Here is a 26,154-nt window from a genome sequence, read left to right on the forward strand (position 1 = left end):
TCTAGAAGTAAGATCAAACCTGATTCGACCCGCTAAAAAACGGGCTGAAAGTCTACTGGAGGACTTTTCTTCTTCGTGAAATCTAAATTGTGATACACTGAAAAGCGGAATAAGTCCCGATTATTGTAATTGATTCCTGAGTCTCTTTGTTGCCAGCTTTTGGCATAGCCCACTTGAAACTGGATGTTTTCATTCAATATGTATCCCATACCCACGAAAGCTCTATTGTCTTCGAAGGGATTACGAATGATAGTTTTTCCGGTTTGGATAAAAACCTCGTTATAAAGTGATAAGAAGTAGGTTCCCGGCTGAAATTTGTAGGAATTCAAAGGGATATAGGAGGCAATCTTATAGCGCCAACGATAGGTAAGTTCAAAAGGAGACCCCACATAATAATCCCTTTTCCATCGCTGTTCAGTACGTATCTGGTGATACAACTTAGCCTTGCCTAGGGATTGAATAAAGAGTGCCTGCTGCCAAAATCGGAACTGATTCACCACCTTATCATAAGGTTGATCTTGCTCAGCATATTCTGGGGGAGCCCAGTAAAATGGCGTGACAATTCCTCCGGTGATTTCCAGATTTTTATTGATGATGTATGCAAGTCCAAATCTTAGGTAGACTTGCCCCATATTTTCTACCAAGTGATCTCGAGTCCTTAGGTGGTACTCTCCGTAGTAAAATAACTTCTCTCCGATTCGGTATTTAGTATAGAGGCCATTCCAGAGTTCGGACCGCCGAGAAGTTATTCGCTCTTCCGGTTCGTCAGGATCCTGCTGTGCCAAAGCACTGAGTGGCAAAGCCATTAGCATAAAAAACCAAAGAGGCTTTTTAGTTTTTTTCAAAATGGGAATTAAAAAATCAAACTTCATATGGAAAGTAGTTTTTTAAGTTGATTGATATTCCCTGACACCTTGCGGATGTTTCGCTCCAGTCGCTTGGTGTTTTTTCCTTGCAGCTCCAAAAGGCGAGATTCAAGTGCATCTAGGTTGATCAGGTGGAATTGTACTTCCCTGAAGTCCTGCGAATGCATGATTAAGTCGATTTCGTAATCTATGATTGCCTCAGCTGCCTGAATGAGATCTGGCTGCTGCAAATATTCGAAATCAGTTTCGAAGGTAAATGGGTCCAAGGTTTTTGTAGTAAACTCCCGTCTAAGGATAGTTGCCAGATTCTCGTATCTGCTAAGTTCGGGCAGCTTTTCCTCTACGAAGCGGAATAGCTCTAGTATCTCATCACCTATTTCTGCCTTTTCCAAGAATCCTTCCGTTTCATTGTACTTGTCCAAAAGTCTTTGATAGTTGTCTATGCTCAGATTTTTATGGACAGAATCAATTAAGGCTTGGTGACGATCTGAGGTTACAGTTATAGAATCTTTGATTTTGTCTTCAAGCTGTCTCTCAGTTAAAATTCGTTCTTCCAAGACATCCAACTCACTAGTTTGTCTGAAATCGATCTGCTGCTGTTGAATGAATGCTTGCGTTTGTTCAAAAATCTCCCACTCAGCCTCGATATGTGCAAGTAGATCTATACCTAGTTTTTTCTGCTCAGAAAGCGCGGGAAACTCAAGCGTTTTTTGATTCAGATCGGTTTTATAGGTATAGGAAATTTCCTCCTTTGGATGGAGGAAGTTTAGCCCATCCTGTAGATAATTTTCAGTATCGAAATACTTAATTTCTCCATTGCGTAGCAATTCGATGACTTGCTCATAGCTTTTGATTTTAGCAGATAGGTATTCCAAATAAGCAGCAGTGAAGGCTAAAGAATCTGAAGTATTTTGGTTCAAGGAAAGAAAATCTTGCAGTGCCTTTTGGCTGGATTGAGCTTTCAGCCGATCGAAATAGTCAATTATTTGATCATAGCGCAATTGATCTTGTTTAGATACTGCATAGACAAATCTTCGAGTAGACAAGGGGTATTTTTTCAACCTGTCTTCTTCAGATAAGAAACCCTCCTCAAATTGCAAAACCCGACTTAATGCATCTTGAAGGAGAGATGTTCCCAAGTACTGCTCACGAAATTCATCACTGTCTTCAGTATAGCCGTCGTTGAATATTAAGCCAAAAGCTTGATTGGAAACCCGATAATCCACTTCAAATCCCTGATTCAAAGAGTCAAGCTTTACAATAGCATTGTAAAAAACTACCTCATCGAGTATTTCATTACTTAGGCTATTCACTTTGGAGAGACCGATTAAAAAGCCCTTCTCGTAGCGTCTGGTCTCATGAATAGAAAGCGTACTATCCAATGGATAGAAAAAACTCCAATTTCCCTCCATCAATCCCTCATCATTTACCTCTCCATAGATTTGATATTGTTTCTCGGGATTCCGGGAGACTAGTTTGACAGACCCACGTAAGCTATCCCTTCGGAAGGTCAGGCCCTGAGCCTCAAACAAGTTGATGTACTCATCATTTTCCCATTTCTTTTCTAAATAATTCCACTTTCCATTTAAACTCCCATTTTCATAGCCCGCTTGCAGTTCTACCAACTTGGAAGATAAGGTGGCTTGAATCTCCCGATTTAGAATATCCTGTATAGAAATGTCATGGGTTTCTTGGTTATAGGACCAAGTACCGTTTTTCAGATCTTTTTCATATGAACCCCTTGCTTGCAGTTTTATAAAAAGTCCACTATTCAAGCTGTCCATTTTACTATAATTGAAGGAAAAAGGGCCATTGAGAATAGGCTCCATATCTGCATCCAGAGTATATGAAAGCTCAGCAGTACCTCGAAGTCCTTTAAAAGTATAACCACCTTTGTAAGCACGTGCATCCTGTGAAAAACTCGTCTGAAAGGAAAAAAAGAAAATAAAAAGGCCCAAAATCTTTTTGCTCATACTTCTTTTTTTTACTAAAAGCCTGCCAAAATGACTATCCTGATTTATGAATTGGAAAACTCAAAATACAAATTCTGTAAAGCTTATTCTTGGCAGAATATTCTTTGGAACTATTAAAAATTAAAATAAATCAACCCTGAGAAGAGTGGAAATAAATCAACAATATTTTAGATAAATTATAACTAATGCTGTGATTTCTTGCATTAGTAATAAAGAAAGAGGGATTTTTTGCCCCAAAATGCATCCTAGCTTCGCGGTACTTTCTTGCTAGTAGCGAATAGGAGCAAGTGGCGACTTCACTTAATTGGGCTTTAGTTTTTAGTACAATTTCTCATTTTTTAACTTTTTTAGAACTTCTCAGTTTCTAGTTTTACAGATATATGACCTCAAATAGACATGCCATCATTATCGGCTCGGGAATCGCTGGAATAGCATCAGCCATTCGCCTAGCCACTAAGGGATACCAAGTAGCGGTGTATGAGGCAAATGACTATCCAGGTGGTAAACTTTCCGAAATTCAAAAGGAAGGCTATCGTTTTGATGCAGGTCCATCGCTTTTTACACTTCCTGAGCAGGTGGATGACCTTTTTCGACTAGCTGGGAAAAAGCCTGAGGAATATTTTGAGTATGAAAAGCTTGATGTGACTTGCCAGTATTTTTGGGAGGATGGGACAAAGCTAAAAGCCTATTCAGACCTTAATCTCTTTGCTGAGGAAGTACAGAATAAACTTGGCGAACCTGCAGGGCACATCCGCGAAGCACTACAAAAGTCAGCATTTATATATGACAGTCTTTCGCCACTTTTCATGAATCGCTCCTTGCATAAGTTGGATACCTGGACGAATCCACAGGCGATGAAGTCCTATCTGAGGATGGGGCGGTTGGGGATTTTCTCAACTATGAACGAGGCAAATAGAAAGCAGTTTTCCCACCCCAAACTGGTGCAACTTTTCAACCGATACGCAACTTACAACGGCTCGAATCCTTTTGAAACTCCTGCCACACTCAACATTATTCCACATCTGGAATTTAACATCGGGGCATTTTTTCCTAAAAAAGGAATGCATGACATCACGATGAGCCTATTCAAACTCTCCCAAGAACTTGGAGTAGCTTATCATTTTGGTCAGAAAGTACAAAAAGTATTGGTGGAAAATGGAGAGGCGAAAGGAATTAGAATTAAAGGGAAAGATCACTTTGCTGATTTAGTGGTTAACAATATGGATATGGTCAATGCCTACAAGACTATTTTAAAAGAGGAAAAGCAACCCAAACTTTTACTCAAGCAACCCAAGTCGAGTTCCGCACTCATATTTTATTGGGGAATCAAGCGGGATTTTCCTGAACTCGATCTGCACAACATTTTCTTTTCCGACAATTACCCACTGGAATTTGAGCACATTTTCAAACGAGGGACTATCTATGAAGATCCTACGATTTATCTAAATATCACTTCCACTCATAAAGCAGATGACGCTCCAGAAGGATGCATGAATTGGTTTACGATGATCAACGTGCCCAATAACCAAAGACAGGATTGGGATCAGATGATAGCTGAAGCAAAAAGAAATATCATCCATAAGCTGAACAGAATCCTCAAAACGGATGTGGAGTCTCTCATCGAAGTAGAGGAAATTTTAGATCCCCGCACTATAGAGTCCAAGACTTCCTCTGCTCAAGGGGCGCTCTATGGCAACAGCTCCAATAATAAGTTTGCGGCTTTTCTGCGTCATGCAAACTATTCCTCTTCGATTAAAAACCTATACTTCTGTGGAGGTTCGGTGCATCCTGGTGGTGGGATTCCCCTTTGTTTGCTTTCTGCAAAGATTATGAGTGAAATGATCGTGGAGAAGTAGGCAGCTATTAGTGGTTAGTCGCAGTTTGCATTTCTCATACTTGTTCAAGTCTTCAGACTTGGACATTCTCTATTGAAGTCTTCAGACTTCTATCAGCTTAAATAATCAGTGGCAGTCTGAAGACTGCATTTAATACTGGTACAAGTCATGAGACTTGAGCCAACATCTGAAACCTGATCACTGAGACTGTAAACTCTCCACAGCTTCCTTTACTAAATCCATCTCAAATCCCTTTGACATCAAGTATTGGGTCACTTTATACTTTTTCTTAAAGGAATCGGATTCGTGGGTGCTTTCCCATTTTTTCTCTGTTTGAGTCAAAAGCGTATCGTAATATTCTTCAGGATCGATTTCAGACAAGCCTTTTCGGATAAGTGATTCAGGAATTTCCCGCATTTTCAGTTCCATCCGAATTCTGTTCCTTCCCCATTTTTTCAGCCTGAATTTGCCTCTGGCAAAGGCTCTTGCATACCGCTCTTCATTTACAAATTCCTCGGCTATCAATTCTGTTATGATTTGCTCTGCAGGCTCATCTTTGATTCCCTTATCGTGAAGTTTACGACGAACTTCCCAGGGACATCGATCCTGATAAGCACAGAAAGTGGTAAGCTTTTCAAAAGCTTCTTCCTGCGACCAGGAGTTTTTTCCTGACTCATTTGGCTTATATTTTCCCCAACTGGACATTTTCCGTAATTTTAAACCAAATTAAAGTGAATCCCATTTTTATCAAACCTTATTAAATTTTCAAAACTCATTATGCGTAAGAAAATCGTAGCCGGCAACTGGAAAATGAACATGACTTTCGAAGAAGGTCAGACACTTACTTCCGAAATATTGAATATGATGAAGGACGAGCATTCTGGCGATGCTATCGCGGTGCTTAATCCTCCTTTTCCACATATTTTCCCTGTTAAAAAACTGATAGGAGAAGCAAAAGGTGTTTTTATCGGAGCTCAGAACTGTTCTGATAAAGAAGCTGGCGCCTTTACAGGTGAAGTTTCTGCGAAGATCCTAGCTTCTTTTGGAGTGCACTATGTGATCATCGGTCACAGCGAACGTCGCGAATATTTCAAGGAGACTAATGAGATACTTGCGACCAAAGTGAAACTTGCTCTTGCAAATGGCTTGACTCCAATCTTCTGCTGTGGAGAATCTCTTGAGATCAGAACTGCTGGGACTCATGAGCCAAATGTGAAATTCCAATTGACAGAAAGTCTTTTTGACTTGAGTTCGGAAGACTTCTCAAAGATCGTAATTGCCTATGAGCCGATCTGGGCGATTGGTACTGGCAAAACAGCAAGCTCTGAGGAAGCTCAGGATATGCATGCTGCTTTAAGAAGGCATATCGCTTCTAAGTATGGAAAAGAGATCGCGGATAATACCTCAATCCTTTACGGAGGCAGCTGTAATCCAAAGAATGCACAGGAGCTTTTTGCAAAGCCTGATGTAGATGGCGGTTTGATCGGTGGAGCTTCTTTGAAGTCACGTGATTTCGTTGATATTATCAAATCATTCTAATAAAAAATGGATTACCTGGAGTTTAAAATCAAGTGCCTGGAGCAATTCCGGGAAATCCTTATAGCTGAACTATCCATGATAGGCTTTAATTCCTTCCTCGAAACTGAGGAGGGAATCGATGCTTATACCCTGGAGTCAGATTTTGACCGGACCGCTTTCGATGAAGTGATGGACCAATATAAAGTGGATGCTGAAATCACTTTGGAAGAAGGCATAATGCCAAAGGTCAATTGGAACGAGGAGTGGGAAAAGAATTACGATCCCATTGCTGTAGATGACCTAGTGTATGTTCGGGCTTCCTTTCACCCGAGCAAGCCTGAATTCAAACATGAGATTGTTATCAATCCTAAAATGTCTTTTGGCACTGGGCATCATGCGACGACTTTTCAGATGCTTAGGAATCAAGGACAAATCGATCACCAAGGCAAGCGAGTTCTTGACGTAGGGTCTGGAACAGGGATTTTGGCAGTTATGGCTCATTTGCTAGGAGCTAGCGAAGTTGAGGCTTTTGATATCGACGATTGGTGTGTGGACAATGGAAATGAGAATTTTGACCTAAACGGACTCACTACACGTATGGAGTTAGGAACAATCCGCGAAGTGAATCCTAAGGGTGAGTTTGACATCGTGCTAGCCAATATCAATAAGAATGTGCTTTTGGATGAGATGAATATTTATGGTGATTTGCTTAAGAATGATGGATTCTTGTTGCTAAGCGGGTTTTATACACAGGATATCGAAGACCTAAACGAATGTGCAACACCACTAGGTTTGGAGTTGATTGCACAGCAAAGCAAGGATAATTGGGCGGCGCTGATTTTGCAGAAAAAAGCTTGAACACAGGAGACCGAAGACAGAAGTAACTTTACAACCTTGCCACGTTAACACCTTACAACTTTAATGACCGAACTGATTATTTACGCTGTAGTTTTTGTGTTGCTGATTGGGCATTGTCTTTTAGCTGGAAAAATGTATCGAACTGTGCATGAGGATTCCACCTTGAACCTGGCTGAGAAAAATGATTGGAAACTGAAAGCCCTTATCTTCCCTGTTTATTTTTGGGAAAAATATAAAAAGACGAAAAGCTAGTATTAATTGGTTTTGAGTAAACTTTTAGGCTTCAAAAGCCGATTATAGAACGAGTACTTTTAATTTATAAAATCACAAGAAACTTAGTTTACTAAATTAGCTTCATGGAGTACCTCTGGAAACAAAAGCCCAAAACCTCGCAACTGGCTGTAGATGTGTTGAGCAAGGCCATCAATGTCAATCCGACTTTGGCCAACATGCTGATTAATCGAGGGGTGGAGAGTTTTGAGCAGGCGAAGAGCTACTTCCGCCCGTCGCTGGTGATGCTTCACGATCCTTTTCTGATGAAGGATATGACTGAAGCAGTGGACAGAATTCAAGATGCGATTGCCAGCGGGCAAAAAATCATGGTCTATGGTGACTATGATGTGGATGGTACGACCGCAGTTGCACTGATGTATGGTTTCCTAAAAACCTTCTATTCAGATGTGGTTTTTTATATCCCAGACAGATACAAAGAGGGCTATGGCATTTCCGAAAAAGGAGTTCGATTTGCTGCAGAAAATGACATAAAGCTTATTATCGCGCTGGATTGTGGAATCAAGGCAATCGAGAAAGTTGCTTTGGCAACCGAACTTGGGGTAGATTTCATTATTTGTGATCACCACACGCCGGGCGAAGAGCTTCCTGCTGCTATTGCCGTATTGGATGCCAAACGAAAAGATTGCAATTATCCCTACAAAGAATTGAGTGGGGCTGGGGTTGGCTTTAAGCTAATCCAAGCGATTGCGATGAAGCGCGGCATGGACAGCTCTTTATTGGATGCTTATTTGGATTTGGTGGCAGTGAGTATCGCTGCAGACATCGTTCCCATTACTGGAGAAAATAGGATTCTTGCTTATTACGGCCTTGATCGACTGAACAATACGCCGCGACCAGGATTGAAGGCGTTGATGTTGAGTAGTAATTTGGAAAAGGACATTGGGATTTCGGATGTGGTTTTCAAAATTGGACCTAGAATAAATGCTTCAGGAAGACTAGAGCATGCAAAAGCTTCAGTGGAGCTTTTGATTTCTTCGGATTTGGAAGGTGCGATGGAGCGGGCCAAAGTGGTAGACGAGGTGAATGCTACGCGAAGGAATTTTGATGAAAATATCACCAAAGAAGCCTTTGAAATGATCGCTTCCCGGGAGGAATTGGAAGAATGGAATTCTACGGTACTTTTCAAAGATGACTGGCATAAGGGCGTAATTGGGATTGTGGCTAGTCGCTGCATTGAAAAATATTACAGACCAACTATCATTTTGACGGAATCAAATGGGAAAGCTACTGGCAGCGCTAGATCTGTGGTAGACTTTAATATTTACGAAGCAATAGAAGAGTGTTCAGATTTATTGGATCAATTTGGTGGCCATATGTACGCAGCCGGCTTGACACTTCCTGTGGAGAATGTGATTGCTTTTCAGGAGAAATTTGAAGCTGTGGTAAAGCGTAGAATTGAGGAAGTCCATCGTAAGCCAGTGATAGAAGTTGATGATGAATTGCTTTTAGATCAGATTAATTACAAGTTTTATAATATCTTGAAGCAAATGGCGCCTTTTGGGCCAGGAAATACGGAGCCGATTTTCCGAATTGCGAATGTATATGCTGAAGATGTGACTGTTCTCAAGGATAAACATCTGAGGTTCAAAATAGTACAGGATGGGCAGGTGACTACGCCGGTTTGTCTGGGATTTGGGATGGCAGATCGGGCAAAAGATCCTGACTTAACAACCGTAAATATGCTCCGCGGAAAAATGCGATTTGATATAGTTGCTGAAATGAGAGAAAATGTGTTTCGCGATAAGAGCAGTTTGCAACTTTACGTGAAAGACATCAAATTTGACTGATATGATTCTTCGTGCTGAGCATTTGGTAAAAATTTACAAGGGTCGCCGAGTGGTGAACGACATCTCTGTCGAGGTGAGTCAAGGTGAAATTGTGGGGCTTTTAGGTCCAAATGGAGCCGGAAAAACCACCTCCTTTTATATGATTGTAGGGTTGATTCAACCTAATGAGGGCAAGATTTTTTTGGAAGATAGAAATATCACAAGCCTGCCGATGTATAAAAGAGCCCAGTCTGGAATCGGTTATTTAGCCCAAGAAGCCTCAGTTTTCCGTAAGCTTTCGGTAGAGGAAAATATCATGGCTGTGCTGGAAATGACCAAAATGCCTAAGCAGCAGCGCAAGGAAAAGGTGGAGAGTTTGCTGGAGGAATTCAGTCTAACTCATGTGCGTAAAAATCTGGGAATGGTGCTTTCTGGTGGTGAAAGAAGAAGAACTGAGATCGCCAGAGCTCTGGCAGTTGATCCAAAATTCGTTTTGCTGGATGAGCCTTTTGCAGGTGTAGACCCTATCGCGGTTGAGGAAATTCAAACCATTGTAGCTAAGCTTAAGACAAAAAACATTGGTATTTTGATCACCGATCACAATGTAAATGAAACACTTTCTATTACTGACAGAGCATATTTGATGTTCGAAGGGAAGCTTCTTAAAGCTGGAACAGCTGAAGAATTGGCAGCCGACGAGCAAGTGAGAAAAGTATATTTAGGGTCTAATTTCGAGTTGAAACGAAAAGTATTTAATTAATGGCAGTTCTGAATTCCTTAATGACTTGGATTTTTAGAAGTCGCCTAGGTCAAATTGATAACTTTAAGCACAACCCTATTGCTGTTCAAGAAACGATTTTTAAGGAACTATTAGAAGCTGGAAAAAATACAGATTTTGGAGTTGAGCATCGATTTTCGGAGATAAAGTCCTATGCTGATTTTGCCCGCAGAGTACCTATAAGAAACTATGATAGTTTCAAGCCATTCATTGACAAGACAATGGAAGGTAAAGACAATGTCATTTGGAATAAGGAAATAGAATGGTTTGCGAAGTCCTCAGGAACAACTGCAAGTAGAAGCAAGTACATTCCGGTGACACATGAAAGTCTTGAAGAGTGCCATTATAAAGGGGGCAAAGACATGGTTGCACTTTATATGGCCAATTACCCTGATTCTAGAATGTTTGCTGGTAAGACCTTGACAATCGGAGGTACCCTTGATCAAAACCCGCTAAATCCTCTTGGGACCGCTAGAGCTGGAGATATCTCAGCAGTGATCATGGAGAATTTGCCTTTTTGGTCGTATTTCGTCCGAACACCTTCTAAGGAAACTGCTTTGATGGGAGAATGGGAAGCCAAAATTGAAAAAATGGCTCTTGAGACTATGGACGAAGATGTGACTTGCATGGCGGGAGTTCCCACATGGACCGTGGTGCTTTTGCAAAAAGTCTTAGAGTTAAAGAAAGCCAAGAATATTACAGAAGTGTGGCCAAATCTGGAGATATTTTTCCATGGTGCGGTAGCTTTTGGACCTTACAGAAGTCTTTTCAAGGAGCTTATTCCATCAGAGAAGATGCGCTATATGGAGACATACAATGCTTCTGAGGGATTTTTTGGGATACAGGATCAGAAGGATTCTGATGAGTTATTACTGCTGTTGGATTATGGTATTTTCTATGAATTCATTTCCATGGAAGAATGGGATAATGAAGACCCAGAAGTGATTCCATTGTCTGAAGTAGAAGTTGGAAAGAATTATGCGCTAGTGATTACCACCAATGGTGGACTTTGGAGATATAAAATTGGGGATACAGTAAAATTCACTTCTACGGCACCTTATCGATTTAGAATTTCAGGTCGGACACGTCATTTCATCAATGCATTTGGCGAGGAAGTGATTGTGGAAAATGCTGAAAAAGCGATCCAATTCGCAGCCGAGCATACAGCTGCCATGATTTCTAATTTCACAGCTGCTCCCGTGTATTTTGAAGGGTCTGGATCGAAGGGTGCGCATGAATGGATCGTGGAATTTCAAAAAGAACCATCTGATCCAGATGAGTTTGACAGACTAGTTGATGAGCATTTGAGAGAAATAAACTCTGATTACGATGCTAAGCGTCACAAAGGACTGGCATTGAAAGAACCAATCATCCATCATGCTCCACATGGCTTATTTGAACGGTGGATGCGGAAAAGAGGGAAATTAGGAGGTCAGCATAAAGTGCCACGACTTTCCAACTCCAGAGAATATTTGGATGAGATATTGGGGATGATGGAAAGTTCAAAACCCGTAGGTTGATATTTAGTATTTTGCAATAACAAGGAAGCCCGACGATATCGCCGGGCTTCCTTGTTTTATGATTTTAGCTTTCAACTTTCAGACTTTTGATTTCTGACTTCAGCTTTCAGCTTTTAAATTTCCATTCCCTTATCCCGCATCTTTTTGAACTCGTCGAATCTTCTGAAGATAGCGACTGTAAACCCGATCAGCATCACGATGGTACCGATCCAAAGTACGTTGATGTAAGGCTTCACTATAGCCTTCATTACCACATAGTCTTTTTGATACTGATTTACCTTGAAGACAAACTTGTTTTCCTCTGGCAAGATGTTTTCAAGACTCACTTTAATACCTAGCTCATTATCTACCACTGGCAGTTTTCCAACTTGATTGTTACGGATAATGAAGGTTGGCTGAAGCAATTTTTCTACATCGTAATCCAAAATTCTAAGATTAGCTCTTACTGCCACGTCTCCTTCTTGTAGCACATAACCATCCAATTCTTGAAGCACATCAGCGCCATCAAAGTAGGTCACATAATCTGCAATGTGGAACTGCTCCCCAGGTGCTACTTCATAGTTCTCATCTTCTTTCCAATCCGGATCCTCAGAATCATTCATGGCTGCTACGTAGGTATACAGATCCCTGTCTATAAAAATTCTGGAGGCTGGTGAAGAAATCAATCCACCCATACCCTCATTGAACTGAGACATAGGACTTAGGGAGAATTTCAATACTTCATTTTGGTAATACTCGATCTGGAAGTAGTCATTTTCTTCTAGGACAATATCAACTTTGTCTCCCTTTTTGAAGTGATCTTTATAATCCTCCAACGCTAGGGCTTCATTTACTTTTCCTGTTGGTTCCAGAATCTTGGCAGGAACATATTCAGATATACCTTTTACCTTCTTCTGACGACCACGATAAATCACCGTATAGTCCTTCATCTGAGTTGGCTTATTGATCCAAAGCAAGACATGCTCTTTGTTCAACTCATCCTCCCAGCTATTGCTGTATGTCAAGCCGGACATATTGATGGAAATGGTGTCAGAATATCCCGAGCTGAACATAATTCCGATCAAAATCATACCCAAACCAATATGTGCCAAAGAGCCTCCAGCCAGTTTGAAGGTAGATTTCTTTAGAATTTTGGCTAGAATCACCGCGTTTGCAGTAATCGTAAATGTACCAGCAAGCACGATGATCATGTATTGCCAATCAAAGACTTTGGCCAAAACAATAATCGCCGCCGAAAGTAAAACTGAAATGATATAAGGAGTCAGAAGCGCATCTTTTAAAGCTTTCTTATCCATTTTCTGCCACCAGAAAAACTGACCAACGGCAGTTAGCATAGCCAAGGCAACTGCAAACCACAATTGAAATTTGGTGTAGAACTCGATCTGATCTGCTGGCGGAGCCATGTTAGATATGCCTCCGAAACTTTCTACCATGGCATTCCAAGCAGGAATGGAGGTAGGCAAAATGACCTGGAAGGCCATCAATGCCAGCGTAGTCGCACCAATGAAAACCCAAAATTCGCGGGAGTAAACAGAGGCTTCTTTTTCTGAAGTAGGAATATTTTTCCAATTTATTACGCAAAGGACTATAGCTACTACTAGGAAGAAAAGCATATAAATCAGCAACTGACCGGATAGACCCAAATCTGTGAAGGAGTGTACTGAAGCATCTCCCAATACACCCGATCTCACTAGGAAAGTGGCATAAAGCACCAAAATAAAAGTCATGATCACCAAGACAATTGAAGTCTTCAGCGCGGTGGCACTTTTCTTATAAGTGATCATGGTGTGAATAGATGCTACCAGAATAAGCCAAGGCACATACACGGCATTTTCTACCGGGTCCCAGTTCCAATACCCACCAAAATTCAGGGTCACATAAGCCCAATAGGCTCCCATGATAATTCCCATTCCTAGGATCATTGCAGAGAAAATCGCCCATGGCAAAGCTGGGCGAATCCACTCAGAGTATTTTTTGGTCACTAATCCACCCATCAAGAAAGCGAAAGGAACCAATGTCGAAGCGTAGCCCAAGAATAACGTAGGAGGGTGAATCACCATCCAGATGTTTTGCAAAAGTGGATTCAATCCGGTTCCATCTTCAGGAACAAAATCAGGATTCATCTGGAAAATCGGTGCCTGTGTGGCATCTCTCAGGAGAATGAAAGGAGAGCTTCCTATTTTCAAATCACCGATCACCACACCCAAAATCATAGACACTAAGAATGCTTGAACGAGCGCAAACACCACCATGACCGGAGCTTCCCAGAACTTATTAGTGAAAATAAGGATTGTGCCAAGCACCACGTTCCAAAATATCCAAAGGATAAAAGCTCCTTCTTGACCTTCCCAGAAACTGGAAATCATGTAATGTACTGGCAGTGCCTCCGAACTGTGAGAGTAAGCGTAAAAATACTCGAAGCGGTGATTGTAGATGATCTCAAAAAGTGAAAAAGCAATCATCACAGCAGAGATGCCGTGAACTCCGAAACTGATTCTACTGAATCTCTTCCAACTTGCTTTGTCGATTTCGTTGGCGCGGAAATACTGAATGTAAGCGTATGCGGTAGTCAGTGCACTGACAAAGGCCACTATGGTCATGAAGTGGCCGAGGTTACCGATAAAGGTATTGATCATGGATATTTTAATTCAAACTGCCCTAAACTCACATTCCTGCTGCCTGCACTTCCGTTTCTTGGTACTTGGAAGGGCACTTCATTAAGATCTTATCGGCAATAAATATTTCGTCATTCTTGTAGGATCCGATTACTACTACGGATTCGGACCGGGTAAAATCTGCAGGAACTGGCTCGTTGTAAAACACTTCCTGCTCTACACCTTCGTTGTCCACCAACATAAATGTGAAAGAAACTTTATCTTCCCGAACATTTAGACCAGTTACTTCTCCACTAGCATCCTTTTTCAGTTGTCCTACTACATGAATTGCCTTATCGTCCCCGTCTTGCTTCATTTCTTTAGCAGTAGTGAAGCTTTCGTAGCTACTTGCATCCCCGATGGAAGTCATGATGATGACTATTGCTATGGCAATAATTCCTAAACCTATTATGTGTCCTTTCTTCATTAGTTCTGAATTTTAGGAGTGAAGATTTTTTTCAAGTTTGCTGATCTTGCGATCCGTGCTGATTAGGTAAACGGTGATCCCTGCAAATATAATTGCGATTACACCTACCAAGACGTAGATTTTGCCATTTGATCTCATCAAGTCAGCCATTTCCACTGAGTTATTGGTGTAGTCGGCTTCAGTGACAGGGATTTTTTCTTGTGCCAAAGCAGAAAGACTGAAAACCAAAAGCGCTATTGTCAATAATTTTTTCACGTGTTTATAATTTGATTTTTAATTGCCACATGGAATCTTCGCAAACAGCATAATCATACCTCTGTGTGTCGCTTTGGGTCATGCTCGATTTCATCTCTTCTATTAAGAATTAATCATTCGGTCTTCAATTGTTCTCTCCACCCTACGCATTCTGACGCGTACAGTTGCGATCCAACTTCCCAATAAAGTCCATCCGATAATCGCTGGATAGAAAACTGCCCGAAGTTTGGAGTCTAGATCATAGGCATTGAAGCCTGGATTTCCACCATTTCCTGGGTGCAAACTGTCTGTTAATCTTGGGAGTACGAAGATAAGGGGAATAAAAGCTGCGAATGCGAAAATGTTATAAATGGCTCCGATACGTGCTCTCTGCTGCGAATCAGTCAGTGAATTTCTTAGTATTAAATATGCGAAATACATCAAGATCCCAATGGCCGATGCATTTTGCTTAGGATCTCCACTCCAGTAATCTCCCCAAGTGAATTTGGCCCAGAGCATACCAGTCACAATTCCTAAAACTCCAAATAAAATGGCAGCATTGGTGAACTCTATGGCCAAATCGTCATTTCGAAGGTCATTAGTTCGCAGATACTTGATGCTATAATACACTGCTACTACTAGCATCAGGATCATTCCAAACCACATAGTCACATGGAAGTGAAGAGCACGAATGGTTTCGTTGAGAATTGGAAGTCTTGGCGCTTCCATCAGCAAGCCTGCGATTAGCGTGTACAGCAGCAGGGCAATTGCAAGAATTTTCCACCAGGATTGGCGCATAGGGCATTTTTGCTAATTCAAGCGCAAAAATACGTCATAAGTTCCTGAAAACGGTGCTTTTTGTGAAGTCTTTTGAGTGGATTTAGGATATTAGATTTACGATTTACGAGATCTACAGAACTTCAAGCATTTTTGTTTATCTCAGACTTTCTATGGAGTTAATTTTAAAATCTTCCAATCTTCCAATTTTCCAATCTCACGACCTCCACAAATAAGGAAACAGAATATATCCTGTCACAGCGACAATCGCATTGATCGCTAAAAGTGTGAATAGATAATCCATACTTACACTCCTATCCAGTCCATCCATCGCATTTTTCGATATCCGGATGGCCATCAGCAAAATCGGTATGATTATCGGGAAACTAAGAATAGCCATCAGCGTCGCGTTATTTCCTGCTTTGGAAGCAATCCCGCTTACCATGGTCAAGCAGGCTGAAAAACCCATCGCTCCTAATACCAAATTCAGGAGAAACAAGCCTTGATCCTGTATAGGATTTCCCAGAATCACTGAAAAAACTCCATAGCCTAAAAGTGCTAAAATCAATGTCAGTCCTGTGTTGTAGATAATTTTCGAAAGGATAATTGCCTCAGGAGAAGCAATCATGTAATAATAAAGTTGGCGGCCTTGATGCTCTTGGACAAAGCTTTTTGCAACGGCATTCACAGCTGAGAACAGGATAATGATCCAATAAAGTGCATTCCAGATCGGGGTTGAAATGTTTCCTTTCTGAGCGCCAAGACTTAAATACGTGATAAAAACTGCCGAAACCACATAAAGCAAAATCCCATTCAGCGCGAATTTCTGTCGCCATTCCAGCGTGACTTCTTTACTGATCAGAACCGAGATTTCTTTCAACATCGCTCAAAGATAGGTGGATTGAAAAATTATAAGATTGAAATATTGAAAAATTCAAGCATTCGTGGAATGAAAGGTTGTCACCCTGAGCGAAGTCGAAGGGTTCTAGAATCTCTAGACTCCCGTCTCTCGGGTGCTCGGACTGACACCAATTATGACGAATTGAAAACTCTGAGCTTTGTCTTCAGAATTGTAAGGTGGGGAAATTGTAAAGTGTGGTTAATCTATATATTTACTTTTTAGTACTCAGCTAATTAGTAAGAAAATCTGAAATCGTAAATCTGAATTCCGAAATCGAAACTGCCAAATTGACACCAAAACTCCTTTGGAACAACAGTTGCAATTCTGTGCCCGACAAACAAGTGTTTAACTAAACTAATTTATAGCCATGCAGGAAAAAGGCACGATCTCGATCCATACCGATAACATTTTCCCGATTATCAAGAAGTTTCTCTATTCTGATAACGAGATTTTTCTAAGAGAACTAGTTTCTAACGCCGTCGATGCGACTCAAAAAATCAAGCGACTTGCGACATTAGGTCAGTACACGGGCGAACTTGGTGACACTACGGTGGAGGTGAGTTTCGACGAGAAGAAGAAAACCATCACCATTTCCGACCGCGGTCTGGGTATGACTGCTGAGGAGATCAAAAAGTACATCAACCAGGTGGCTTTCTCTGGAGCGGAGGAATTCGTCGAGAAATTCAAAGACGCAAAAGATGCCAATGAGATCATCGGTAAGTTTGGTCTCGGTTTCTATTCGGCTTTCATGGTAGCTGATAAAGTAGAAATAAGTACACTTTCCTACCAAGAAGGAGCTGAAGCAGCAAAATGGACCTGTGACGGTTCTACCTCTTTCGAGATTTCCAAAGGAAAAAGAAAAGAGCGCGGAACAGACATCATTCTTCATATCAATAAAGATTCTGAAGAATTCCTAGACAAGTTCAAGCTCCAAGGAATCCTTGACAAATACGCTAAGTTCCTTCCTGTTCCAATCAAGTTTGGAACAAAAACCGAATCTGTAGAAGATGGTGTAGATGAGGAAGGTAAGAAGAAATGGAAGTCTGTTGAAGTTGATAATTTCATCAATACCACGGCTCCGATCTGGACAAAGTCTCCAAGTGATCTGACAGACGAAGATTACTTGAAATTTTACAAAGAGCTTTATCCTATGTCTGAGGATCCACTTTTCTGGATTCATCTGAACGTAGATTACCCATTCAATTTGACGGGAGTATTGTACTTCCCGAAAGTGAAAAACGAATTCGAACTTCAGAGAAATAAGATCAAATTATTCTCTCGTCAGGTATTCATCACGGACGAAGTGAAGGACATCGTTCCTGAGTTCCTGATGTTGCTTCATGGGGTGATTGACTCTCCGGATATTCCTCTGAACGTATCAAGAAGTTTCTTGCAAGCGGATGGAAATGTGAAGAAAATCAATTCGTACATCACGAAGAAGGTGGCGGACAAGCTTGCTGAACTTTACAAAAAAGATAGAAAAGCATACGAAGACAAGTGGGATGATATCGGACTTTTCGTGAAATACGGAATGATCTCCGAAGAAAAATTTTACGAGAAAGGTAAGGATTTCGCTTTGCTGAAAAACACAAAAGGTGAGTACTTCACTATTGAAGAATATCAATCTAAAGTGAAGCCAAATCAAACGGACAAGAATGATCAAGCGGTCATCTTATATGCTACTGATTTGGAAAAGCAGGATGGATTTATCCAATCTGCCAACAAGAAAGATTACGATGTCTTGGTAATGGATTCACCTATTGATAGTCACTTTATCCAAAACCTGGAATCTAAGTTGGAGAAAACCCAACTGAAGCGCGTAGATGCTGATGTGGCTGAGAAGCTGATCCAGAAGGATGAGACCTATGCCAACTTGCTGACTGAAGATCAGAGCAAGGAAGTGAAGGAAATCTTCGATAAGGCAATCAACAATAAGACTTATACAGTAGAAGTAGAAGGCTTGAGTCCTGAGGAACTTCCTGTGACGATCACCATGGAGGAATTCATGCGCAGAATGAAGGAAATGGCTGCAACTGGCGGTGGAGGAATGGGCTTCTACGGTTCCCTTCCTGATGCTTACAAGGTAGCTGTCAACGGAAATCACCCTGCAGTGGACAAAGTCTTGAAAGCTGAAACTGAAGAAGAAAAGATAAAAATAGCTAAACAGTCATTTGACTTGGCTCTTCTTTCCCAAGGCTTGCTAACCGGTAAAGATTTAACGGCCTTCGTGAAGAGAAGTGTGGAGTTGCTGTAAAAAAGTAGTAGCTACTCTCCAAGGGCTCTAAACCCTTGGAGGGTTTGGTAGATTAAAAATCCCCGAACCTCGGGGATTTTTTTGTTATTCCTTTTTCTAAGTGATTTTTACTAATAAAGATCATCGACTGCGATTAAAATAGTAGTAGGTCGAAGCTTGAGATTACAAGGACTTCTTTGGCTGAATTAGCCTTTTCTGATTACATTGGTTCAATATGCATTCTTATATGAATTGGGAAAATGTTAAATTGGTTCTATATATAGTTGGATTGGTTCTCTCGTTAATTCAGCTGTATGAAAGGAAAAAGGTGAAAAAGAAGATTTCATCTCTTTCCATTTCTCTAGTTATCTTATTCTTAGCTTTGATTCTAGGCAGATTTTTATAATGAGGTTGACTTGCTATGAATAGAGAAGTGTTGAATTGCTTTAATATCAAACAATTCAAAAAAACTAGTTAAATGGGTATGTCTTCATACCCGTTTTTTTGTCATATTTATTAAAGCCTAGTACGGTACTAGGGTATTCACTTAAAAAGCGTATTTTTGATCTATGCTTTCCAAAAAGACCAAATACGCCCTGCATGCCCTTACTTACCTCGGCAAGCACAAAGATGAGAAGACCGTGTTGATCCAAGAGATCGCAGAGGAGCATGGGATTTCTCATAAGTTTCTAGAGAATATCTTACTTGAACTCAAGAAGGCTGGAATGCTGGGAAGTAAAAAAGGCAAAGGTGGAGGCTATTACCTGATCAAAGAACCCAAAGATATTCCCCTTTCCAGAGTGATTCGATTGTTAGATGGCCCGATTGCTCTACTTCCTTGCGTGAGCTTAAACTACTACGAACCCTGCGAAGAGTGTAAAAATGAGGCAGTTTGCGGTATAAATAGAGTAATGATTCAGGTGAGAGATGAGACTCTTAAAATACTGGAAAACAAATCATTAGAGGATATTTTGAACGAAGAGTAAAATTTTTTTACCATAAACCCTATATATTTTATAGGGTTTATATACTTTTGTACTTTATGCTCGTAACAAACCTTGTATGATTTTAGACCAACCACTCAAAAAGCTGTTTGCTAGCAAGCCTGGAAAAGATAGCAATGCCAAGAGCTTGCTTAAGTCTATTTCTTGGAGAATTGTCGGGACAATTGATACCATCATTATTTCCTATTTCATAACCGGGGAATTTGTGATGGCACTGTCTATTGGTTCTGTGGAGGTTTTCTCCAAAATCATCCTGTTCTATTTTCATGAGAGAATCTGGGAATCTGTACCTAAAGTAAAAGAAGATGACACTCAAAAAGAATATGCATGAGTTAGAGGCTCAGCTGAGTAGGCTGAGTGCTCAGGAAGGACTGGCTTTGATAGCCGATCTTCTTCCGGGAAAAGTTACTTTTTCTACCTCCCTAGGTCAGGAGGATCAGGTGATCACGCAGTTGATTGCTGATGCGCATTTGCCTATTTCAATATTTTCTTTGGACACAGGAAGGCTTTTTCCAGAAACCCTTGACCTGCTATCCAGAACTGAAGCTAAATACAAGCAAAACATAAAAGTATATTACCCTACTACTTCCTCTGTAGAGAACTTGGTAAGTGATATAGGGATCAACGGGTTTTATGACTCTGTTGAAAATAGAAAGTCCTGCTGCTTTGTTCGCAAAGTAGAACCGCTTCGAAGAGCTCTTGCTGGAAATGAAGTTTGGGTGACGGGACTTCGCGCTGAGCAATCCGCCAACAGATCCGATATGAAGCGTATCGAGTGGGATGAAGGAAATCAGATTCTCAAATTCAATCCGTTGTTGGACTGGACTTTTGATCAAATGATAGCATACATCGACGAGAAAAACATACCATATAATCCGCTGCACGACAAAGGTTTCATCAGTATAGGCTGTGCTCCATGTACTCGCGCGATTATGGAAGGCGAAGATGCCCGTGCAGGCCGTTGGTGGTGGGAAGATTCGAAGAAGGAGTGCGGATTGCACGCGAAATAAGACACAAGATTATAGACACAAGAATCAAGACTGAGGCAAAGTTTGTCAGTCTGAGCGAAGTCGAAGACAAATAGAAGATAAAGTTTGAAGTACAATTTCAACCCGCAAATCGTACTTCGTAAATCATAAATATTATGAACAACCTATTAATACCTAATCCAAAAGAAGCAGAATCGATCCACATCATTCGTGAAGTGGCGGCGCAGTTTGAGCGTCCGGTTTTGCTTTTTTCTGGAGGAAAAGACTCGATCACGCTGGTTAGGCTAGCACAAAAAGCTTTTTATCCAGCTAAAATCCCTTTCCCTTTATTGCATGTGGACACTGGGCATAATTTTCCGGAGACAATCGAATTTAGAGATAAGCTAGTGGAAGAGCTAGGATTAGAGCTGATTGTAAGAAATGTACAGGATGCGATCGATCAGGGAAAAGTTCGTGAAGAGCGAGGACGGTATTCAAGTAGAAATTCCCTTCAGACTACCACACTTTTGGATGCCATCGAAGAATTCAAATTCGATGCTTGTATCGGTGGAGCGAGAAGAGATGAGGAAAAGGCCAGAGCAAAAGAACGGGTTTTCTCAGTTAGAGATGACTTTGGTCAGTGGGATGAGAAGAATCAGCGTCCAGAGCTGTTTGATATGCTAAACGGTAAAATCCATAATGGCCAGAACGTTCGTTGTTTCCCGATTTCCAACTGGACTGAACTGGACGTGTGGGAGTATATCAAAACTGAGAATATTGAGATTCCATCGATCTATTTTGCGCATGAGCGCGAGGTATTTATGCGTGATGGATTGATCTGGACTGCCAATGAGCATGTTTTCCGTGAGGAGCATGAGGAAGTAATGGTGAAAATGGTACGCTTCAGAACTGTAGGAGACATGACCTGTACTGCGGCTGTGTTTTCCGAGGCAGTTTCCTTGGATGATGTGGTTGGGGAAATCAGAGATTCTTCCATCTCCGAGCGAGGTGCGAGAATCGATGATAAGCGATCCGAAGCCGCGATGGAAACGAGGAAGAAAGTCGGATACTTCTAGGGTAACCTTTGAGGTGTCACCCTGAGCGAAGTCGAAGGGTCTCCTCGAAGGTTTTGATTCTATAGTTATATAAGATTTTAGAATTACGATTTACGAGGCTTACCTGAACCTCCACTATGTAAGCAGACTTCGGCCTTGTCTTTTATGCTGCTTCTCCAGAAGCAGTATTCTTAACAAACTCCAGATTACCCTTTAAAAAGAAACAACATGTCTGAAAATAGAAAACTTATAAAAATCGCTACTGCAGGATCTGTCGATGATGGCAAGAGCACGCTGATCGGGCGATTACTTTACGATACTAAATCATTGACTACAGATAAAATCGAAGCAATCGAGCGAAGCTCTAAGCAACGCGGATACGATTACTTGGATTTTTCTCTTGCAACTGATGGCTTGGTAGCTGAGCGTGAGCAAGGCATTACCATCGACGTGGCACATATTTATTTCAATACCGAGAAAACCAATTTCATTGTAGCTGATACTCCTGGTCATGTGGAATATACCAGAAACATGGTGACGGGAGCATCAACATCTCAGGTGGCGATCATCTTGATCGATGCGAGAAAAGGTGTGATCGAGCAGACTTATCGTCACTTCTTTATCGCCAATTTACTTCGAATCAGCCATGTGGTGGTAGCTGTCAATAAGATGGACTTGGTGAATTATGATGAGGAAGTCTTTTTGAAAATCAAAGCAGATTTTGATGTGTTAGTTTCAAAATCAGATTTCACAGAAGATCAGATCAACTTTATTCCTGTTTCGGCTTTGAAAGGTGAAAACATCGCCAGACAGTCAGAAGAAATGCCTTGGTATGTTGGAAATACACTATTGGATCATTTGGAGGTTTTGGAAGCAAAAGATTTGGAAGAAAGCACGGTGGCTAGATTTCCTGTTCAGTATGTGATCCGTCCAAAGACGGAAGCTTGGCATGACTTCAGAGGTTTCTCAGGAATGCTCTATGGAGGAAATCTGAAAGTGGGTGATGAGGTGACGCTTTTACCTTCTTTGAATACTTCTAAAATCAAAAGCATTCACTACTTCGATCAAGAAATTCAAGAAGCAGCTCCAGGAAGTTCCATAGCAATCACTTTGGAAACAGAAGTTGATCTAAGCCGGGGAGATATGTTGGTGAAAAGCTCAGCAGTTCCGCGTAGCGAAAAGCAAATAACGGCTACGATTTGCCAGGTAAACAACAAGGCATTGACAGTTGGGAAAAAATATATTTTGCAACACGGAGTGAATCGAGTGATGGCAAAAGTCGATCAAATAGAATCTAGAATTCACACGGATTTCACTGGGGGCGAAGATGCTCATTCACTAAAATTAAATGACATCGGACGCGTGCATTTCCGACTTAATAAGCCGATTCACTTTGATACTTATAAATCAAATAAGTCAAATGGAAGCTTTATCCTAATTGATGAAGCAGAGTACGATACCGTTTCGGTTGGATTTATAGAATAATTAGACCCTTCGACTCCGCTCAGGGTGACAATCTACTCACTTTCCAACCAGCACAAAAAACCTATTAAGCCATGCAAAGTTTTAGAACAGAACTTGAAAATAATATTGTAGAACAAGACATTATTGACCTAGAAAAGAAAATTGCGCTTTTCAACGGAGGTAATATTGACGAGGAAAAATTTCGTAGCCTTCGTCTGGCGCGCGGGATCTATGGCCAGCGTCAGCCAGGTGTTCAGATGATCCGGATCAAACTTCCTTATGGGCGCGTTTCTTCCGATCAATTGCGCAGGATTTGCAAAGTTTCTGACGAATACTCTACCGGAAGACTGCATATCACTACTCGTCAAGATATCCAGATTCACTACGTGAGTTTGGATCGTACGCCTGAACTATGGGCGGAACTGGAACGAGACGATGTTACCATCCGTGAAGCTTGTGGAAATACCGTAAGAAACGTGACTGCTTCTGAAACGGCAGGCATCGATGCCAATGAGCCATTTGATGTGACTCCTTATGCAGACGCGACTTTCAAATACTTTTTGAGAAACCCTATTTCTCAGGAAATGGGAAGGAAATTCAAGATTTCTTTTTCCTCTTCTGATGAAGATACAGGACTAAGTTATCTGCATGATTTGGGTTTTATTCCAAAAGTGAAAGTGATTGACGGAAAGGAAGTTCGTGGATTCAAAGTGATGCTTGGTGGAGGTTTGGGTTCACAGCCTAGACATGCCGACGTGTTTTCAGAGTTTGTCGAGGCAGATCAGATCATTCCATTTGCTGAAGCGGTGATCCGGATTTTTGATCGCCATGGAGAGCGGGCAAAAAGAATGAAAGCCAGAATGAAGTTTTTGATCAAGGACATGGGCTTGGAAGCATTTTTGGATTTGGTAGAAAGCGAAAAAAAGGCACTTCCATTTAAGTCATACCCTATCGATCATGAATCGTATGATGCTGCGCAAAAATTACCTGATGCTCCATCTGCGAAAGTTGAAGAAGAGCTTGGGTTGGACTTTGAGCACTTCAAACTCACCAATATTTTGCCTCAAAAGCAAAAAGGGTTTGTGTCTGTTGGCGTTAGAGTAACTCTTGGAGATTTCTACACAGATCAGGCTAGAAAATTGGCGGACTTGGTGGAAAAATATGCAAGCGCTGAAGTTCGATTTACCCTACGTCAAAACTTCCTGATCCGTGATGTTCGGGAGGATTTGGTTCCTTATTTCTATAAAGAATTAAAGGAAATTGGCTTAGCGTCAGCTGGCTATAATTCCTTGGGAGATATCACGGCTTGCCCAGGTACAGATACTTGTAATCTTGGTATCGCCAGTTCTACCGGAATTGCAGCTGAACTTGAAAAAGTGATCCTTGCTGAGTATCCTCAGTACCTGAAAAATCAGGATTTGGTGATTAAAATTTCAGGCTGTATGAACGCTTGTGGTCAGCATAACATGGCTCATATTGGTTTTCAGGGCATGTCCATGAAATCTGGGAAAGTCGTCATTCCAGCGCTTCAGGTTCTACTTGGAGGTGGAAATATGGGTGATGGAAACGGACGTTTTGCTGATAAAGTGACTAAAATCCCAAGTAAAAGAGGTCCTCAGGCATTGAGAATCTTACTTGATGATTTCGAAGCAAATGCAGATGGACAGGATTTCCTAAGCTATTATGACCAGAAAGGTCAGATTTATTTCTATGAATTATTGAAAGAATTGGGTGATGCTTCTACAGTGACTCCAGCCGATTATGTGGACTGGGGAAATACCGAAGAATATAAAATTGCAGTCGGCGTAGGCGAATGTGCCGGAGTGGTGCTTGACTTGGTTGCAACCTTGCTATTGGAGGCGAAGGAGAAAATTGATATCGCTCAAAAATGTCTGGAGGAAGGCCGCTGGTCTGATAGTATTTACCATCATTATGCGGGCTTGATCAATGCAGCCAAAGCTATTTTGCTCAGCGAAAGCGTGAGTACTAATTCCTATGCGAATATCATCAAGCAATTTGATGAGGTGTTTGTGGAATCTGGTAAAATCAATTTGGGAGGAACTTTCGCAGAGAAAATCTACCAGATCAATCAGAATGAGCCTACTGAGGAGTTTGCAAATGCTTATGCAGCGCAAGCCTTAGAAATCTACGGTTTGCTGAAAAGCTACCGTGAGGAAGAGGTAACTGCATGAACTCAATGATTCAACCGAAAGTAACGCTCGTTGGAGCTGGTCCAGGTGATCCAGAATTGATCACGCTGAAAGCTGTATTGGCTCTGAACAAGGCCGATGTGGTTTTGTATGATGCGTTGATCGATCCAGTTTTGCTTGAGCATGCGCCTGAAAGTGCAGTTAAGATATTTGTTGGAAAGCGAGTTGGGAAACACTCTTTTCCACAAGAAGATACCAATCAACTTTGCGTCAGCTTAGCTAAAAAGTATGGGCATGTGGTACGACTCAAAGGTGGAGATCCATTTGTCTTTGGACGTGGTTCGGAGGAAATTGAATACATAGAAGCCTTCGGAATCGCTACAGAAGTAGTGCCCGGGATTACATCAGCAATTGCGGTTCCAGCTTCAGCTGGAATTCCGGTAACCAAGCGGGGTGTTTCTGAGAGTTTTTGGGTCGTGACAGGCACCACTTCAGCTGGTGAACTTTCCAGGGATTTGGCTCTGGCTGCCCAGTCAACGGCTACTGTTGTGGTATTGATGGGAACTAGGAAGTTGGCTGAAATTTCAGAGGTTTATAGTAAGTTTGGAAAACCTGATCTTCCGATAGCAATCATCCAAAGTGGTACTACTCGCGATGAAAAGATTACAGCAGGCTTTATTTCAGACATTGTTCAGAAGGCTGAAGAAAGCAAAGTTGAGGCTCCCGCGATTATCATCATTGGTGAGGTAGTTCGTGAAAGCATGAAGCTGGCTGAGGTTTATCGGGAAGCAATTTCAGTGGCTGGAAGACATTAGCAAAAGGAGGTAAGTATAAAAGCTTAATTCAGAAAGCTGAAAAGCAGTTTTCAGTCCTTAATCT

22 protein-coding genes are annotated in these 26,154 nt (G+C 41.3%); 14 read left to right on the plus strand and 8 right to left on the minus strand.

Features of this window, described 5'->3' with window-relative positions; all coding sequences use genetic code 11:
* Window positions 1-32 precede the first annotated feature (32 nt).
* Together LV83_RS02340 and LV83_RS02345 are read right to left on the minus strand one after the other, a co-directional pair.
* Window positions 33-872, minus strand: a complete 840-nt coding sequence (locus LV83_RS02340; protein WP_111609905.1) for a DUF2490 domain-containing protein — start codon at window positions 870-872, stop codon at window positions 33-35.
* Entirely contained in the window at window positions 869-2,839 is a 1,971-nt protein-coding gene (locus LV83_RS02345; protein WP_111609906.1) for a hypothetical protein, read from the minus strand. The genes LV83_RS02340 and LV83_RS02345 overlap by 4 nt, the downstream gene beginning before the upstream one ends.
* A 380-nt stretch (window positions 2,840-3,219) precedes the next feature.
* Between LV83_RS02345 and crtD the strand changes: the two genes are divergently transcribed.
* Window positions 3,220-4,695, plus strand: coding sequence for a 1-hydroxycarotenoid 3,4-desaturase CrtD (gene crtD / locus LV83_RS02350; protein ID WP_111609907.1), 1,476 nt, complete (start codon window positions 3,220-3,222; stop codon window positions 4,693-4,695).
* Window positions 4,696-4,872: 177 nt separating this feature from the next.
* On the opposite strand, the gene LV83_RS02355 is transcribed toward crtD, so the two are convergent.
* A complete protein-coding gene (locus LV83_RS02355; protein WP_111609908.1) occupies window positions 4,873-5,379 on the minus strand; it encodes a regulatory protein RecX in 507 nt (168 codons plus the stop codon).
* Between the two features lie 72 nt (window positions 5,380-5,451).
* On the opposite strand from LV83_RS02355, the gene tpiA reads away from it, so the two are divergent.
* From tpiA to LV83_RS02385, 5 genes are all read left to right on the plus strand, one after another.
* On the plus strand, window positions 5,452-6,213 hold the full coding sequence (gene tpiA, locus LV83_RS02360; protein WP_111609909.1) for a triose-phosphate isomerase: 762 nt from the start codon (window positions 5,452-5,454) through the stop codon (window positions 6,211-6,213).
* A gap of 6 nt (window positions 6,214-6,219) precedes the next feature.
* On the plus strand, window positions 6,220-7,050 hold the full coding sequence (gene prmA, locus LV83_RS02365; protein WP_111609910.1) for a 50S ribosomal protein L11 methyltransferase: 831 nt from the start codon (window positions 6,220-6,222) through the stop codon (window positions 7,048-7,050).
* A 356-nt stretch (window positions 7,051-7,406) separates the two neighbouring features.
* The gene (gene recJ, locus LV83_RS02375; protein WP_111609912.1) at window positions 7,407-9,131 is read left to right on the plus strand and encodes a single-stranded-DNA-specific exonuclease RecJ; all 1,725 of its coding nucleotides are present in this window, start codon (window positions 7,407-7,409) and stop codon (window positions 9,129-9,131) included.
* Window position 9,132: 1 nt separating this feature from the next.
* Complete coding sequence (lptB, locus tag LV83_RS02380) at window positions 9,133-9,870, plus strand: LPS export ABC transporter ATP-binding protein (RefSeq protein WP_111609913.1); 738 nt, start codon at window positions 9,133-9,135, stop codon at window positions 9,868-9,870.
* On the plus strand, window positions 9,870-11,408 hold the full coding sequence (locus LV83_RS02385) for a GH3 auxin-responsive promoter family protein (RefSeq protein ID WP_111609914.1): 1,539 nt from the start codon (window positions 9,870-9,872) through the stop codon (window positions 11,406-11,408). The genes lptB and LV83_RS02385 overlap by 1 nt, the downstream gene beginning before the upstream one ends.
* A gap of 113 nt (window positions 11,409-11,521) precedes the next feature.
* Here LV83_RS02385 and ccsA (LV83_RS02390) read toward each other — a convergent pair whose 3' ends face one another.
* The 5 genes from ccsA (LV83_RS02390) to LV83_RS02410 all read right to left on the minus strand — a co-directional run bounded on the left by ccsA (LV83_RS02390) (window position 11,522) and on the right by LV83_RS02410 (window position 16,383).
* Window positions 11,522-14,044: a cytochrome c biogenesis protein CcsA gene (gene ccsA, locus LV83_RS02390; RefSeq protein ID WP_111609915.1), complete on the minus strand. Its 2,523-nt coding sequence runs from the start codon at window positions 14,042-14,044 to the stop codon at window positions 11,522-11,524.
* Window positions 14,045-14,072: 28 nt separating this feature from the next.
* Window positions 14,073-14,489 carry a cytochrome c maturation protein CcmE domain-containing protein gene (locus LV83_RS02395; RefSeq protein ID WP_111609916.1) on the minus strand — a complete coding sequence of 139 codons (417 nt, stop codon included), beginning with the start codon at window positions 14,487-14,489 and terminating at the stop codon, window positions 14,073-14,075.
* Window positions 14,490-14,501: 12 nt separating this feature from the next.
* Window positions 14,502-14,744, minus strand: coding sequence for a CcmD family protein (locus LV83_RS02400; RefSeq protein WP_211320444.1), 243 nt, complete (start codon window positions 14,742-14,744; stop codon window positions 14,502-14,504).
* Between the two features lie 102 nt (window positions 14,745-14,846).
* Complete coding sequence (ccsA, locus tag LV83_RS02405; RefSeq protein WP_111609917.1) at window positions 14,847-15,521, minus strand: cytochrome c biogenesis protein CcsA; 675 nt, start codon at window positions 15,519-15,521, stop codon at window positions 14,847-14,849.
* Window positions 15,522-15,717: 196 nt separating this feature from the next.
* On the minus strand, window positions 15,718-16,383 hold the full coding sequence (locus LV83_RS02410; protein WP_111609918.1) for a heme exporter protein CcmB: 666 nt from the start codon (window positions 16,381-16,383) through the stop codon (window positions 15,718-15,720).
* Between the two features lie 385 nt (window positions 16,384-16,768).
* On the opposite strand from LV83_RS02410, the gene htpG reads away from it, so the two are divergent.
* The 8 genes from htpG (at window position 16,769) to cobA (ending at window position 26,090) form a co-directional block, all read left to right on the plus strand.
* The gene (gene htpG, locus LV83_RS02415; RefSeq protein WP_111609919.1) at window positions 16,769-18,655 is read left to right on the plus strand and encodes a molecular chaperone HtpG; all 1,887 of its coding nucleotides are present in this window, start codon (window positions 16,769-16,771) and stop codon (window positions 18,653-18,655) included.
* 548 nt (window positions 18,656-19,203) lie between these two features.
* Entirely contained in the window at window positions 19,204-19,620 is a 417-nt protein-coding gene (locus LV83_RS02420; protein ID WP_111609920.1) for an RrF2 family transcriptional regulator, read from the plus strand.
* Between the two features lie 76 nt (window positions 19,621-19,696).
* Window positions 19,697-19,969, plus strand: coding sequence for a DUF2061 domain-containing protein (locus tag LV83_RS02425; RefSeq protein WP_111609921.1), 273 nt, complete (start codon window positions 19,697-19,699; stop codon window positions 19,967-19,969).
* Entirely contained in the window at window positions 19,944-20,648 is a 705-nt protein-coding gene (locus tag LV83_RS02430; RefSeq protein WP_111609922.1) for a phosphoadenylyl-sulfate reductase, read from the plus strand. The genes LV83_RS02425 and LV83_RS02430 overlap by 26 nt, the downstream gene beginning before the upstream one ends.
* Window positions 20,649-20,782: 134 nt before the next feature.
* A complete protein-coding gene (cysD, locus tag LV83_RS02435; protein ID WP_111609923.1) occupies window positions 20,783-21,682 on the plus strand; it encodes a sulfate adenylyltransferase subunit CysD in 900 nt (299 codons plus the stop codon).
* A gap of 207 nt (window positions 21,683-21,889) precedes the next feature.
* Window positions 21,890-23,146 (plus strand): sulfate adenylyltransferase subunit 1, encoded by a 1,257-nt coding sequence (locus tag LV83_RS02440; protein ID WP_111609924.1) that lies wholly within the window; start codon window positions 21,890-21,892, stop codon window positions 23,144-23,146.
* Window positions 23,147-23,217: 71 nt separating this feature from the next.
* On the plus strand, window positions 23,218-25,317 hold the full coding sequence (locus tag LV83_RS02445; RefSeq protein WP_111609925.1) for a HEPN domain-containing protein: 2,100 nt from the start codon (window positions 23,218-23,220) through the stop codon (window positions 25,315-25,317).
* Window positions 25,314-26,090 carry a uroporphyrinogen-III C-methyltransferase gene (cobA, locus tag LV83_RS02450; protein ID WP_111609926.1) on the plus strand — a complete coding sequence of 259 codons (777 nt, stop codon included), beginning with the start codon at window positions 25,314-25,316 and terminating at the stop codon, window positions 26,088-26,090. The genes LV83_RS02445 and cobA overlap by 4 nt, the downstream gene beginning before the upstream one ends.
* Window positions 26,091-26,154 lie beyond the last annotated feature (64 nt).

The sequence above is a fragment of the Algoriphagus yeomjeoni genome, from assembly GCF_003259505.1.
GTDB classification, from domain to species: Bacteria; Bacteroidota; Bacteroidia; order Cytophagales; family Cyclobacteriaceae; genus Algoriphagus; species Algoriphagus yeomjeoni.

Bases quoted from the DNA above. Each gene is read 5' to 3' on its own strand.
- LV83_RS02340 (WP_111609905.1), bottom strand. From the start codon at position 872: ATGAAGTTTGATTTTTTAATTCCCATTTTGAAAAAAACTAAAAAGCCT.
- LV83_RS02345 (WP_111609906.1), bottom strand. From the start codon at position 2,839: ATGAGCAAAAAGATTTTGGGCCTTTTTATTTTCTTTTTTTCCTTTCAG.
- crtD (WP_111609907.1), top strand. From the start codon at position 3,220: ATGACCTCAAATAGACATGCCATCATTATCGGCTCGGGAATCGCTGGA.
- LV83_RS02355 (WP_111609908.1), bottom strand. From the start codon at position 5,379: ATGTCCAGTTGGGGAAAATATAAGCCAAATGAGTCAGGAAAAAACTCC.
- tpiA (WP_111609909.1), top strand. From the start codon at position 5,452: ATGCGTAAGAAAATCGTAGCCGGCAACTGGAAAATGAACATGACTTTC.
- prmA (WP_111609910.1), top strand. From the start codon at position 6,220: ATGGATTACCTGGAGTTTAAAATCAAGTGCCTGGAGCAATTCCGGGAA.
- recJ (WP_111609912.1), top strand. From the start codon at position 7,407: ATGGAGTACCTCTGGAAACAAAAGCCCAAAACCTCGCAACTGGCTGTA.
- lptB (WP_111609913.1), top strand. From the start codon at position 9,133: ATGATTCTTCGTGCTGAGCATTTGGTAAAAATTTACAAGGGTCGCCGA.
- LV83_RS02385 (WP_111609914.1), top strand. From the start codon at position 9,870: ATGGCAGTTCTGAATTCCTTAATGACTTGGATTTTTAGAAGTCGCCTA.
- ccsA (WP_111609915.1), bottom strand. From the start codon at position 14,044: ATGATCAATACCTTTATCGGTAACCTCGGCCACTTCATGACCATAGTG.
- LV83_RS02395 (WP_111609916.1), bottom strand. From the start codon at position 14,489: ATGAAGAAAGGACACATAATAGGTTTAGGAATTATTGCCATAGCAATA.
- ccsA (WP_111609917.1), bottom strand. From the start codon at position 15,521: ATGCGCCAATCCTGGTGGAAAATTCTTGCAATTGCCCTGCTGCTGTAC.
- LV83_RS02410 (WP_111609918.1), bottom strand. From the start codon at position 16,383: ATGTTGAAAGAAATCTCGGTTCTGATCAGTAAAGAAGTCACGCTGGAA.
- htpG (WP_111609919.1), top strand. From the start codon at position 16,769: ATGCAGGAAAAAGGCACGATCTCGATCCATACCGATAACATTTTCCCG.
- LV83_RS02420 (WP_111609920.1), top strand. From the start codon at position 19,204: ATGCTTTCCAAAAAGACCAAATACGCCCTGCATGCCCTTACTTACCTC.
- LV83_RS02425 (WP_111609921.1), top strand. From the start codon at position 19,697: ATGATTTTAGACCAACCACTCAAAAAGCTGTTTGCTAGCAAGCCTGGA.
- LV83_RS02430 (WP_111609922.1), top strand. From the start codon at position 19,944: ATGACACTCAAAAAGAATATGCATGAGTTAGAGGCTCAGCTGAGTAGG.
- cysD (WP_111609923.1), top strand. From the start codon at position 20,783: ATGAACAACCTATTAATACCTAATCCAAAAGAAGCAGAATCGATCCAC.
- LV83_RS02440 (WP_111609924.1), top strand. From the start codon at position 21,890: ATGTCTGAAAATAGAAAACTTATAAAAATCGCTACTGCAGGATCTGTC.
- LV83_RS02445 (WP_111609925.1), top strand. From the start codon at position 23,218: ATGCAAAGTTTTAGAACAGAACTTGAAAATAATATTGTAGAACAAGAC.
- cobA (WP_111609926.1), top strand. From the start codon at position 25,314: ATGAACTCAATGATTCAACCGAAAGTAACGCTCGTTGGAGCTGGTCCA.